The sequence below is a fragment of the Cytobacillus oceanisediminis genome, assembly GCF_022811925.1.
GTDB lineage: Bacteria > Bacillota > Bacilli > Bacillales > Cytobacillaceae > Cytobacillus > Cytobacillus oceanisediminis_D.
In genome coordinates this window covers 4,299,260-4,312,660 of sequence record NZ_CP065511.1, presented here as the reverse complement: position 1 = coordinate 4,312,660, position 13,401 = coordinate 4,299,260, and the positions used below count along the sequence as shown (strand labels likewise).

Here is a 13,401-nt window from a genome sequence, read left to right as displayed (position 1 = left end):
TAAAGATGAAGCCAATTTACTTAATCGGATTCATGGGTGCCGGCAAAACAACAATTGGAAAAGAGCTTGCATCCTGCTTAAATCAAGATGTAATCGATACAGATGAAGAAATAGTTAAGCGGGAGAAGAAAAATATTAATGATATTTTTGAAGAGCATGGAGAAGGATACTTCAGAAACCTTGAAACGCTTATTTTAAATGAATTTAATAATAGAGAGGGAATTGTTACTACTGGCGGGGGAATTGTGGTTAAGCCTGAAAACAGAAAAATGCTGAATGAAAAAGGAATCGTTTTCTTCCTTTATGCATCGCCGGAAGAAATATTTAAACGGATTGAAAATGATCGTTCCAGACCACTGCTGAAAGGCGATAAAAAAAAGCTGATTCAGGAACTTTATGAAAAAAGGATGCCACTTTATAAAGAAACCGCCCATGTGGTCATTGATACCACTAATAAAGATAAAGCAGAAATAATTCAAGAAATAATAGATTGTTTAGGGTGAAAACTCGTTGGACATACTTGTAAATGATAATATAGCAAGCTGTTATTGCAATATGTGCGGAAAAAGGCAGGTATGACAAATGAAATCCAACGATTATGTTAAGTATCTTACACAGACAGTGGTAAAATATATTGATCAGCCCAAAGATGAGCGAAAACGGCATAGAATAGAGAAAAAGGACATGAAAGAGCCGTTTTTATTCAGGTGGTTTGGAATGTTTTCATATCTTTTCTATTTAGGCATGAGAAGAAAAAAACATAAATAGATTTCATGCAAAAAACCGGCAATGTCTGCCGGTTTTTTGTGTGGTTTCATACTGCGCTGTCTGTCAGATAAAAGAGGCCTCCATTTATTATAGAGATATTAATTTTTGGCTCATATTGCTCTTGAAGGGCTGCTTTTTCGTTTTCATAGCTTTCGCCCTTTTCTTCTGCATCTTCATAAAAATGTTCAAGAAGGTTGAGATCTTTTTGCCATCGCTTACGGGCTTCATCAGCCCATAAATGTTCTTCTTGTTCAATTTCAGACTTTATGAAATTAGCTACCCTGAATACACCGCTCCCCGGCATAATGAGCGGAGACAGAGTGAAAGAGTAGTCGGGAATCTTTGGTGTAAGGCTCATGCCAAGCAATCTGTCATGAAAGCTTTCGACCATTTGCCCATTTATTAATTGGAGGCCGATGGATTTAAAGACATCTCTTTTTCGGTCGCATTGATAAGATACGCGGACGTTCATTCCCAGCCATGGCCTTAATGGAACCTGCATGCCTGGTGCCTGCCGGTGGTTTTCATATAATCGTATATAGCCTGCCAGGTTTCGGGCTGAATGAAAGATCTGGTGAAGTCTTGGGGAGCCAAAATGAATGACTTCCCCCTTAATATGCGCAGGGGCGAGCTGCTGGTTTGTAATAAGTGTAAGCTGCATGGGGTTAGGGACTCCGCCTGTTTTTTCGAGATAATGCCAATAAAAGGGGCGATTCATTAATTCCTTATCCAAATCAATCGTCAGCTGTACGGTTATATACCCCGGGCCTTTATCAATTATTTCGCATCCATTTGCGTGAAAATACCTTTCAAGGAATTTATGAATTTCCTGTTGCTGCATTCAGCCCACCTTCTTTCATATCTTCAGCAAATTGAATCATGCTCGTCAGGTTCTCCATTTTGATTCGCATTTCACCTTCTGAAGCTGATCTTCCGAAAATATCAACAAGGTGATCGTCAATACTGCCAAATTCAAGTTTTGTTAAAATATCATCCAAATCACCGATGACTTTTTCGAAAAGATGTATTTTCTCATATAAAAGCTTCATTACATGTTCTTCGACTGTATCTTTCGTGGCAAAATTATAAATCATGACATCCTTTTCCTGGCCGAGACGATGGATACGTCCAATCCTTTGTTCGAGACGCATTGGATTCCAGGGGAGATCGAAATTAATGATATGATTGCAGAATTGCAGGTTTATCCCTTCCCCGCCTGCTTCTGTTGCAATCAGGACTTGAGCTTTCTTTTGGAAAAGCTCCCTCATCCAGTCCTTTTTGCCTCTTTTAAATCCTCCCCTGAACGGCACAGATGTAATTCCATATTGTTTTAAAAACCACTGAAGATACATTTGTGTTGCTCTGTATTCAGTAAAGATTATGACCTTGTCGTTTATTGTTTGTATTAATTCCAGAGCTTTTTGAGCTTTGGAATTTTGCTGGACAGCTTCAACTTTTTTAATAAGGCATTGTATTTGTTCCTGAAAAGCTATTGAGGGCTGTTCCTGTCTTTTCAGCATATTCTGAAGGGTAAAATAGACAGCTTCCCTGCTGCTGCATGCCTCTCTTTGCAGGGTCATCACTGAAAATTGGCTGGAACTGACCCAATCACCTTCCCCTCGCAGCTCTGTTACAGCTTCATAAAGCTCGCGCTCAGCCTGCGAAAATTCAATCGGTATTGTTTCCACATGTCTTTTGGTCCATTCGATTCCTGTATCTGCCCTGCGGTTGCGGATCATGACTTTGTTTACGAGTTCTTTTAGATGTGCATCATCGTTTAAAGAACGCGAGTCCTTTTTATAATTCTCATAAAAGGCTGATTCATTGCCCAGGTGGCCGGGTTTGAGCAAGGACACAAGATTGAATATCTCACTGATGCGATTCTGAATGGGTGTTGCTGTTAAAAGGAGGCAAAACTTCTTTTTCAGGTTTTGCACAAACTCATAGTTTTTGGTTTTATTATTTTTAAGCTTGTGAGCTTCGTCTATAATGATCAGATCATAATCCAGGCTGTAGATAATGTCCCGATGGGGATTGCGTTTGGCTGTATCGATGGATGATACCACAACGTCGCATTGTTCCCATACATAGCTTTTCCGCTGTGCCACAGCCGGAATGAAAAATTTGCTGTTCAGCTCCATGGCCCACTGTGAAACGAGGGAAGCAGGAACAAGTATAAGGACTTTTTTTACGAGTCCTCTGATCATATATTCCTTTAATATCAGACCAGCTTCTATCGTTTTACCGAGACCGACTTCATCAGCAAGGATCGCTTTGCCGTTCATGCTTTCAACAACCTGCCTGGCTACTTCCAGCTGATGAGGGAGGGGAGTAAGGTTCGGCAGATGCTTTGGAGCCTGCAGGCCTTCAAAATCAGGAATAGTCGTGTGATTTTCAACCTCTACAGCCAGTTTATAAAGCTCCCAATTTCCCCATGGGCCGTCGTCATCAATTCTTTTTAAGAATTCATCCTGCCAGGCAGAATCAAAGCCAATTTGCACTGTCATAAAAACAGCTCCTTTTATCTATATAAAGATATTGCCCAAACCTCGTTAAGGTGGTACGATGTTAATAGCTTTGAAAGTTTTGAAAGTTAACACATTACATTTAGTTAACCGAAATAATGGATTCTTTATTTTTTCTGTTTGGTATAAGTATGACCAACTTGGAAAATTTTATAAATGCGAATGACAACAAGGGGAGAGACTACTTTGTAGCGCCGAAGGAGCAAGCAAAATCTGTGAATCTCTCAGGCAAAAGAACTCTTGTTTGACGCAGCTCTGGAGAGTGCTTTTAAATAAGCCACCCAAGGGGAAAGCCGGTTTCGGTAAACTTTCAGGTGCAAGGACAGAGATCTTCTCATAATTGAGGGGATACTCTGTCCTTTTTTATGTTCCTACAACAAACTTCAAAAGATTTTAAGGGGGACGAGTAAATGTCACAGTTAAAACGCACGCCTTTATTCGAGGTGTACAAAGATTACGGAGCAAAAACCATCGACTTCGGAGGCTGGGACCTTCCTGTTCAATTTTCAAGCATTAAAGAAGAACATGAAGCAGTCCGTACAAAAGCCGGCCTTTTTGATGTATCCCATATGGGTGAAATCGAAGTGAAGGGGACGGACAGCCTTAAATACCTTCAAAAAATGATGACGAACGATATTTCCAAATTAAAGAACTCAGGTGCTCAATATACAGCCATGTGTTATGAGAATGGCGGAACTGTTGATGATTTACTTGTCTATAAAATAGAGGATGACCACTATTTGCTGGTTGTAAATGCTTCCAATATTGAAAAGGACTTCAACTGGCTTGAGGACCATGCTGAAGGGAATGTGGAATTGAAAAACCTTTCTGAAGATATGGCACAGCTGGCAATTCAGGGGCCGCTTGCAGAAAAAGTGCTCCAAAAGCTTGCTGGCACGAACCTGTCGGATATAGGATTTTTCAAATTTCAGCAGGATGTCGATCTGAATGGCAAGAAAGCGCTCGTCTCCAGAACAGGATATACAGGAGAAGACGGATTTGAAGTTTACTGTGATGCCAAGGATGCAGCCGCATTATGGAATGAAATCCTTGAAGCAGGCAAAGAAGAAGGCGTGCTCCCATGCGGACTTGGCGCAAGGGATACACTTCGCTTTGAAGCCAACCTGGCACTCTATGGCCAGGAGCTCTCACCTGATATCACACCGCTTGAGGCAGGAATCGGCTTTGCTGTAAAAGTCAATAAAGAAGCTGACTTTATCGGCAAAGAAGTGCTTAAGAATCAAAAAGAAAATGGGGTTCCGCGCAAGCTGGCTGGAATTGAAATGATTGACCGCGGCATTCCGCGCCATGGCTATCCTGTATATAAAGGGGAAGAACTGATCGGGGAAGTGACAACAGGCACTCAATCGCCGACATTAAAAAAGAACATTGGCCTTGTCCTTATCAAGAAAGAGCATGCGGGTCCGGGAACTGAATTAGAAGTGGAAATTCGCGGCAAACGACTGAAGGCTAAGATTGCAGCAACACCTTTTTATAAAAGAGAAAAGAACTAACCGGGGGGAGAAAATGATGAAACATCGCTATTTACCGATGACAGAGTCTGACCAGAAAGCAATGTTTGAAAAAATCGGCGTCAGTTCTGTGGAAGAACTATTCAGTGATATTCCCGAAAGTGTAAGATTTAAGGGCGAATATAAAATCAAGCCGGCAAAATCAGAGACAGCCTTACTGAAAGAGCTTACTAAAATGGCTCAGAAAAATGCTGATCTTCGCACAAATACATCTTTCCTTGGTGCGGGTGTTTATGATCATTACATGCCAATCATTGTTGATCATGTTTTATCCCGTTCAGAGTTTTATACGGCCTATACTCCTTACCAGCCGGAAATTTCCCAGGGTGAGCTCCAGGCAATCTTTGAATTCCAGACAATGATCTGTGAGTTAACAGGAATGGATGTTGCCAACTCATCCATGTATGATGGCGGAACAGCACTTGCCGAAGCAGCCATGCTAAGCGCAGGCAGCACACGCCGCAAGAAGATACTTATCTCAAGCGCAGTTCATCCTGAATCTAAAGAAGTAGTCAAGACATACGCAAAGGGCCAGTATATTGAAGTGATTGAAATCCCTCATAAAGACGGCATCACAGATCTTGAAGCTCTAAATGGACTGATTGGCGATGACATCGCAGCTGTCATTGTACAGTATCCTAACTTTTTTGGCAGAGTCGAGCCTTTAAAAGAGCTTGAGGAAATTATTCATGCCCATAAATCCATGTTTGTTGTTTCAAGCAACCCGCTTGCTCTTGGCGCACTGACACCTCCGGGTAAATTCGGAACTGACATTGTAGCAGGAGATGCCCAGGTTTTCGGAATTCCTACAGCTTTCGGAGGCCCGCATTGCGGATATTTTGCCGTAACATCCAAGCTGATGAGAAAAGTGCCGGGACGTCTTGTCGGACAAACGGTAGACGACCAGGGGCGCCGCGGCTTCGTGCTTACTCTTCAGGCACGTGAACAGCATATCCGCCGCGATAAGGCAACTTCCAATATTTGTTCCAATCAGGCTCTAAACGCACTAGCGGCATCTGTAGCGATGACTGCTCTTGGCAAGAAGGGCGTAAAGGATATGGCAGCTGCCAACATGCAAAAAGCCCATTATGCAAAACAGCAATTCAGGGCTGCCGGCTTTGAAGTTCCATTCGAAGGCCCTTCATTTAATGAATTTGTCATCAAGCTGAATAAGCCTGTTAAAGAAGTAAATCAAAAGCTTCTTGAGAAGGACATTATTGGAGGCTACGATTTGGGCAGAGATTATGCTGACCTGAAAAATCATATGCTTGTTGCTGTAACGGAATTGAGAACGAAGGAAGAAATCGATGCATTCGTTAAAGAAATGGGGGATTACCATGCATAAGGAAGATCAGCCACTCATCTTTGAATTAAGCACAGAAGGCCGTATCGGCTACAGCCTGCCTGAAATGGATATTCCGGAAATTGACCTGGGAGAGCTTCTTCCTGAAGGCTACCTGCGAGAGGAAGAGCCTGAGCTGCCGGAAGTGTCCGAACTTGATATCATGCGTCATTATACTGCACTTTCTAAACGCAATCATGGCGTTGATTCAGGGTTTTATCCACTGGGGTCCTGCACAATGAAATACAACCCTAAAATCAATGAGAATGTAGCGCGCTTCAATGGTTTTGCCCACTTGCACCCGCTGCAGGATGAAAGCTCTGTTCAAGGTGCCCTGGAACTGATGTATGATCTGCAGGAGCATCTGATTGAAATTACGGGAATGGATGAAGTGACGCTTCAGCCAGCTGCAGGAGCACATGGAGAATGGACTGGATTAATGATGATCCGTGCTTATCATGAAGCGAATGGCGATACAAAACGCACTAAAGTAGTCGTTCCTGACTCTGCCCACGGAACAAATCCTGCATCTGCGACAGTCGCAGGCTTTGAAACAGTAACTGTTAAATCGGATGAAAATGGATTAGTGGATTTAGAGGACTTAAGAAGAGTGGTTGGCGAGGATACTGCTGCCCTTATGCTGACTAACCCGAATACTTTAGGTTTGTTTGAAGAAAACATTCTTGAAATGGCTGAGATTGTTCACGGTGCCGGCGGGAAGCTATACTATGATGGAGCTAACCTGAATGCTGTACTTTCAAAAGCACGCCCTGGAGATATGGGATTTGACGTGGTTCACCTTAATCTTCATAAAACCTTTACAGGACCGCATGGCGGCGGCGGACCAGGATCAGGCCCAGTCGGCGTAAAAGCGGATCTGATTCCTTTCCTTCCGAAGCCTGTTTTGGTTAAGAAAGGTGACCAATATGAATTTGATTATGACCGCCCGCAATCAATCGGCCGTGTAAAGCCATATTACGGAAACTTCGGAATCAATGTCCGGGCTTATACTTATATCCGTACTATGGGGCCGGATGGACTGAAGGCTGTTACGGAAAATGCGGTACTAAACGCAAACTATATGATGAGAAGGCTTGAGCCATTCTTTGACCTGCCATTTGACAGACATTGCAAGCATGAATTCGTTTTAAGCGGAAAGCGCCAAAAGAAGCTTGGCGTACGTACTTTGGATATTGCCAAGCGCCTTCTTGACTTTGGCTACCATCCGCCAACCATCTACTTCCCGCTTAACGTGGAAGAGTGCATTATGATTGAGCCGACAGAAACAGAATCAAAAGAAACGCTGGACGCTTTTGTCGACGCCATGATTCAAATAGCTAAAGAAGCTGAGGAAAACCCTGAGATTGTCCAGGAAGCACCTCACACAACAGTAATTGGACGTCTGGATGAAACAATGGCTGCGAGAAAGCCGGTTCTTCGTTATCAAAAGCAATAAAATGCAAAAAAAGTGTGTCCTAAAAAGGACACTCTTTTTTTGCGGCAAATAAACTAATTGTGAACTCTGGGAAGGGAATAGGGGAGTTTGGGAATAATTCAGCGATTCCGGGGAAAAGAATCGAAAACCAGGGAAAGAATCAAGGAAAATGAGGAAAACAACAGCGGATTTGAGGAATGACTTATAATTGAACCGGCAGAGGGGCTCTCCCAATCAAGAGACCCCGTTAAGATAACGGGGTCTTTTCAAATATTGCTATTATTTTTTCGCTTTCACTTTTCCTGTCCATTTTTTAAATCCGCCCTGCAGGTGTGAAAGGTCTTTGTAGCCTTTACGATGCAAAAACTGGGCAGCTCTTGCACTTCTCATGCCGCTTTGGCAATATAAGTAGACTGGCTTGTCCGGACGCAATTCTTTCATGCGCATTTTCATTTGTGAAAGCGGTATATTGCGGGCACCTAAAATATGGCCGTTTTCAAATTCATTTGGTTCACGTACATCAATTAATTGGGCTTTTCTGTAGCCTTCCCTAAACTGGTCTTCCGTAAGCGTTTTAACAATTCGGCGCTGATAAAACCAGGTTATCACGGAATAGGTAATGATTGCACCCAAAATGATTAGAATGAAATAAAGTGTTTCCAATATGTCTTTCTCCTTTCACACATAGGTAAGCCAACTAATATTATATAAGCCTTTCCTAATAGGAGTAAAGGAAATCTGTTAAATTTGTTATGGAAATTCAACTTGCTTTAAATTTCACTGGAATTTTGGTAGACTATTAACCGCAAATGACTAGTTAAAGAATCTGAAAATGAGGGCTACATATGACTAAAGAAGTTTGGCGATTTATCGATTCAGGGGAGGGGTCACCTTCTTTTAATATGGCTTTGGATGAAGCATTGCTTGACTGGAACAGTGAGGGCAAAATGCCACCAGTCATCCGTTTTTACGGCTGGAATCCAGCCACTCTTTCAATCGGTTATTTCCAAAAGGTTGAAAAAGAAATAGATATGGAAGCTGTAAAGCAGCATGGATTGGGATTTGTCCGCAGGCCTACAGGCGGAAGAGGAGTGCTTCATGAACATGAACTCACATACAGTGTGATCGTTCCTGAAGCCCACCCCGAAATGCCGAATACAGTTACAGAAGCGTACAGAGTCATTTCTGAAGGGATTTTAAAAGGTTTTCACGGACTTGGTATGGAAGCTTATTTCGCAGTCCCAAAGACAGCTGAAGAAAGGGACTCTCTGAAAAATCCAAGATCTGCTGTTTGTTTTGATGCCCCCAGCTGGTATGAACTTGTTGTAGAAGGCCGTAAAGTGGCGGGGAGTGCACAAACAAGGCAAAAAGGCGTAATCCTTCAGCATGGTTCCATTTTGCTTGATTTGGATGAAGACAAGCTGTTCAGCTTGTTCAAGTATCCGAATGACAGAGTCAAAGAGAGAATGCAAAAAGCTTTTAAAAATAAAGCTGTTGCCATAAATGAGCTGACAACTGAAAAAATTACCCTGGATCAAGCAAAAACAGCTTTCAAAAAGGGATTTGAAGAAGGCTTAAATATTGAGCTTGAACCTTACAAGCTTACAGATGAAGAAATGGCATATGTACAAAAAATCGCAAAAGAGCGATATGAAAGTGATGACTGGAACTATAAGAGATAAAAGCGGCTGAGTCGCTTTTTCTCTTTTTTTAATGAATAATTTTCCAATTGTTACCCTGTAAAAGTGCAAGCTTCAAAATATGTTAAAATTTATCGTTAATTGTCGGAAATCGGCTATTAACTCTGTTTTTCTTTAAATTCTAGTATATTTTAAGTTTGACAAAATCACATTTAGCTGAACCTGACACAATATGTAGTGGTGTCGAAAATATTTAGGACACTATATATTGATTTTGGGGTTTGAGGTATGGTAACTTTAGGGTACTCTTTTAAAACAGATAGATTTACTCTATCTGCCCAAATGCTTACACATTAATTGATAATTGAATTTAGAAGGAGTTGTAACAATGTCTGTTGCTCTAGGACAAAAAATGAAATTGAACATTGATCGTTTAAACAAGGACATCCGTCTCTTTCCTCAGGTTCATCCTGTAACCCCAGATATGAAAATGACCCACAAAGGTGTTTCCCGCTTAGTTATGCTTGATCGCTACACTTTCAAAGACACCGAAAAAGTAACACTCACAAATGGTGACTTCGTTGTCCTCACCATCAAAGAGGATCCGAAATTTCCTGCACGGGGCCTGGGCTTTATCCAGGATATCGATTGGGAAAACAAGACAGCCAAAGTTTTAGTAGAGGAAGATTACAGAGGAGTGCTGGATGATCCGGAAGAATCGAGAACAGGCATTATTACAAAGCCTCTTGATGTAATCGAGAAGCCCCTTGAAATCTTCTATGAGCAAATCGCCAAGCGTAACGCAACAGGCCTGGCATCTGTTGAGAAAACCGAAGAAAAGAAAAAAGAATGGTTTGAAAAATTCTATCAGGAATTGAAAAACTTGAATTTCATTCCGGCTGGCCGCGTATTGTATGGAGCGGGTGCCGACACAGATGTTACGTATTTCAACTGCTACGTAATGCCATTCGTACAGGACTCCCGTGAAGGAATTTCCGAACACCGCAAGCAGGTAATGGAAATCATGAGCCGAGGCGGAGGAGTTGGGACAAACGGTTCGACCCTAAGACCGCGCAACACACTGGCTAAAGGAGTAAACGGCAAGTCATCGGGTTCCGTATCCTGGCTTGATGATATTGCGAAGCTTACACACCTTGTGGAGCAGGGAGGTTCCCGCAGAGGTGCTCAGATGATTATGCTGGCGGACTGGCATCCGGACATTATCGAATTCATCATCTCGAAAATGCAAAACCCAAGAATCCTACGATTCCTTCTTGAAAATACAAATGATGAAACAATAAAAAAATATGCTAAAGAAAAATTAAAATTCACTCCATTTACTGAACAGGAAATTGCCATGTACCAGGGTATTATTAATTACAAGAGCATTCCTGGCTATGGCGGGTTCAGTGATAAAATCATAAAGGATGCTGAAGAAAAACTGGAGACTGGCGGTACTTACAGTGTTCATAATTCTGAATTCCTTACTGGGGCAAACATTTCAGTCTGCCTGACAAAAGAATTTATGGATGCAGTTGAAAATGATGCAGAATATGAGCTTCGCTTCCCAGATGTTGAATCATATGATGCTGATACCATGAAAACCTACAACGAAGAATGGCATAAAGTCGGTGACGTCAGAGAATGGGGAAAACTTGGCTATAAAGTCCGTGTTCACCGCAAAATCAAAGCGAAAGAACTTTGGAACCTGATTAATATCTGTGCAACATACTCAGCAGAGCCAGGTATTTTCTTTATTGATAATGCCAACGACATGACCAATGCACAGGCTTACGGACAAAGGGTTGTAGCAACAAATCCATGTGGCGAACAGCCACTCGCACCATATTCTGTCTGCAACCTTGCAGCAGTGAACCTTGCAGAAATGGCAGATAAGGAAAATAAGACCGTTAACTTTGAAAAGCTGAAGCGTACTGTTGAAGTAGGAGTACGTATGCAGGACAATGTAATAGATGCTACTCCATACTTCCTTGAAGAAAACAAAAAGCAGGCATTAGGCGAGCGCCGTGTTGGTCTTGGTGTTATGGGGCTTCATGATCTGCTGATCTATTGTGAAACAGAATATGGTTCTGAAGAAGGCAATGTGCTGATTGACAAAGTCTTCGAAACCATTGCAACAACAGCTTACAAAGCTTCTGTAGAGCTTGCGAAGGAAAAAGGGAGCTTCCCATTCTTAACAGGTGATAATCCTGAAGAAACAAATCGCCTGCGCAAAGCTTTTACAGAAACAGGCTTCATGCAGAAAATGCCAGAGGATATCCGTGAATCCATTTTAGAAAGCGGAATCCGTAATTCACATCTGCTGACTGTTGCTCCTACTGGATCCACAGGTACCATGGTTGGAGTATCTACAGGTCTTGAACCATATTTCTCCTTCTCATACTTCAGAAGCGGCCGCTTAGGCAAGTTCATTGAAGTGAAGGCAGATATTGTTCAGGAATATTTAGACCGCAATCCGGATGCAGATCCGAATAATCTGCCTGAATGGTTTGTGGCAGCGATGGATCTGGCTCCAGAAGCTCACGCAGATGTTCAATGTGTGATACAGCGCTGGATCGACAGCTCGATCAGTAAAACAGTAAACGCACCGAAGGGCTACAGTGTTGAACAGGTTGAGAAAGTGTATGAACGCCTATACCGCGGCGGTGCAAAGGGCGGCACAGTCTATGTAGACGGATCACGCGATTCTCAAGTATTAACGCTGAAAGCTGAAGAGAACAGCTTTGAAGGTACAGATACAGTCAAAAAAGAAAAATCAAAGCAGCATGTAGTTCTGGTTGATACAATCAGCGACCTGCGTTCAACCGATGTAACAATCGGTTCGGAAGTCGGCAATACATGCCCAGTATGCCGTAAAGGAAAAGTCAAAGAAATTGGCGGCTGCAATACTTGCACTAACTGTAATGCACAGCTGAAATGCGGCTTATAAAAATAATTTAAAAGACCAAAGAAGATGGAAATAATTGTTCCATCTTCTTTTTTTGCTGGTGGATCATTTGGTTCATACTACAGTCATAGGGTTTAGCGGATATTTTTCGCTGGCAGGACAAATTGATAAAGTGAGGTATGCCTATGAAGCCATTTATCCCTCAGTTAGTTTATATAGAACCTCAAGCTCTTGAATATCCCCTGGGAAGAGAGCTAAAGGAAAAATTTGAAAAAATGAACTTAGAAATTAGGGAAACAACATCACATAACCAGGTCAGAAATATTCCAGGTGATAACGAATTGCAAAAATACCGAAATGCGAAATCCACTTTGGTGGTAGGCATTAGACGGACTCTGAAATTTGATACATCCAAGCCTTCGGCAGAATACGCCATTCCCCTTGCTACAGGCTGCATGGGCCACTGTCATTATTGCTATCTGCAAACTACACTTGGAAGCAAGCCATATATTCGCACGTATGTAAACCTTGAAGAAATCTTTGAGCAGGCCTCTAAATATATGGAAGAGAGAAAGCCGGAGCTTACGCGATTTGAAGCTGCATGTACTTCCGATATCGTAGGGATTGATCATTTGACCCATTCCCTGAAAAAAACAATTGAATTTATTGGCCAGACGGAATATGGCCAGCTTCGGTTTGTCACCAAGTATCATCATGTCGACCATTTGCTTGATGCTAAACATAATGGGAAAACCCGATTCCGATTTAGTGTTAATTCACGCTATGTAATAAAAAACTTTGAGCCTGGCACTTCCTCATTCGACGATCGGCTTGAAGCTGCCCGTAAAGTAGCCAATGCCGGCTACCCGCTTGGCTTTATCGTGGCGCCTATTTACATGCATGATGATTGGCGTGAAGGGTACCATGAACTTTTTCAAAGGTTAAGCAAATCACTCGAAGGCATCAATCTGGAAGGATTAACTTTCGAGTTAATCCAGCACAGATTTACAAAGCCGGCCAAAAAGGTAATTGAAAAACGCTACCCGAAAACAAAGCTGGAAATGGATGAAGAAAAACGCAAATATAAGTGGGGAAGATATGGAATAGGCAAGTATGTGTATCCGACTGATGATGCAAAGGATCTGGAAAATACAATTAGGGGGTATATTCACTCTTATTTTCCAGAAGCAGAAGTGCAATATTTTACCTAATTATGAAATTCTGCTTGTCAGCCGTACTATTTTAAAAAAC

General features: G+C 42.1%; 11 protein-coding genes and 1 riboswitch. Of the genes, 8 read left to right on the top strand and 3 right to left on the bottom strand.

The window, feature by feature from the left end; translation table 11 throughout:
* Positions 1-5: 5 nt before the first annotated feature.
* Together IRB79_RS21635 and IRB79_RS21630 are read left to right on the top strand one after the other, a co-directional pair.
* Entirely contained in the window at positions 6-503 is a 498-nt protein-coding gene (locus IRB79_RS21635) for a shikimate kinase (protein WP_243504867.1), read from the top strand.
* A gap of 79 nt (positions 504-582) precedes the next feature.
* Positions 583-768 (top strand): YqzE family protein, encoded by a 186-nt coding sequence (locus IRB79_RS21630; RefSeq protein WP_095245709.1) that lies wholly within the window; start codon positions 583-585, stop codon positions 766-768.
* Positions 769-814: 46 nt separating this feature from the next.
* Here the strand turns inward: IRB79_RS21630 and IRB79_RS21625 are convergent, their stop codons facing one another.
* Positions 815-1,609, bottom strand: a complete 795-nt coding sequence (locus tag IRB79_RS21625; protein WP_243504865.1) for a YqhG family protein — start codon at positions 1,607-1,609, stop codon at positions 815-817.
* Complete coding sequence (locus tag IRB79_RS21620) at positions 1,587-3,275, bottom strand: DEAD/DEAH box helicase (RefSeq protein ID WP_243504863.1); 1,689 nt, start codon at positions 3,273-3,275, stop codon at positions 1,587-1,589. Before IRB79_RS21620 ends, IRB79_RS21625 begins: the two co-directional genes overlap by 23 nt.
* Positions 3,276-3,455: 180 nt before the next feature.
* Positions 3,456-3,543: riboswitch (glycine riboswitch) on the top strand.
* Between the two features lie 160 nt (positions 3,544-3,703).
* Between IRB79_RS21620 and gcvT the strand changes: the two genes are divergently transcribed.
* Genes gcvT through gcvPB form a run of 3 tightly spaced genes read left to right on the top strand, consistent with a single transcriptional unit; the run spans position 3,704 to position 7,623 of the window.
* Entirely contained in the window at positions 3,704-4,807 is a 1,104-nt protein-coding gene (gene gcvT, locus IRB79_RS21615) for a glycine cleavage system aminomethyltransferase GcvT (RefSeq protein WP_243504862.1), read from the top strand.
* A 16-nt stretch (positions 4,808-4,823) separates the two neighbouring features.
* Positions 4,824-6,170 carry an aminomethyl-transferring glycine dehydrogenase subunit GcvPA gene (gene gcvPA, locus IRB79_RS21610; RefSeq protein ID WP_243509602.1) on the top strand — a complete coding sequence of 449 codons (1,347 nt, stop codon included), beginning with the start codon at positions 4,824-4,826 and terminating at the stop codon, positions 6,168-6,170.
* Positions 6,163-7,623, top strand: coding sequence for an aminomethyl-transferring glycine dehydrogenase subunit GcvPB (gene gcvPB / locus IRB79_RS21605; protein WP_243504861.1), 1,461 nt, complete (start codon positions 6,163-6,165; stop codon positions 7,621-7,623). The genes gcvPA and gcvPB overlap by 8 nt, the downstream gene beginning before the upstream one ends.
* A 258-nt stretch (positions 7,624-7,881) precedes the next feature.
* On the opposite strand, the gene IRB79_RS21600 is transcribed toward gcvPB, so the two are convergent.
* Positions 7,882-8,265: a rhodanese-like domain-containing protein gene (locus IRB79_RS21600; RefSeq protein ID WP_009332920.1), complete on the bottom strand. Its 384-nt coding sequence runs from the start codon at positions 8,263-8,265 to the stop codon at positions 7,882-7,884.
* Positions 8,266-8,447: 182 nt separating this feature from the next.
* On the opposite strand from IRB79_RS21600, the gene IRB79_RS21595 reads away from it, so the two are divergent.
* The 3 genes from IRB79_RS21595 to splB all read left to right on the top strand — a co-directional run bounded on the left by IRB79_RS21595 (position 8,448) and on the right by splB (position 13,361).
* Positions 8,448-9,284, top strand: coding sequence for a lipoate--protein ligase family protein (locus IRB79_RS21595; RefSeq protein ID WP_243504860.1), 837 nt, complete (start codon positions 8,448-8,450; stop codon positions 9,282-9,284).
* Between the two features lie 346 nt (positions 9,285-9,630).
* Positions 9,631-12,192 (top strand): vitamin B12-dependent ribonucleotide reductase, encoded by a 2,562-nt coding sequence (locus IRB79_RS21590; RefSeq protein WP_243504859.1) that lies wholly within the window; start codon positions 9,631-9,633, stop codon positions 12,190-12,192.
* Positions 12,193-12,335: 143 nt separating this feature from the next.
* The gene (gene splB / locus IRB79_RS21585) at positions 12,336-13,361 is read left to right on the top strand and encodes a spore photoproduct lyase (RefSeq protein WP_243504858.1); all 1,026 of its coding nucleotides are present in this window, start codon (positions 12,336-12,338) and stop codon (positions 13,359-13,361) included.
* Positions 13,362-13,401: the final 40 nt, after the last annotated feature.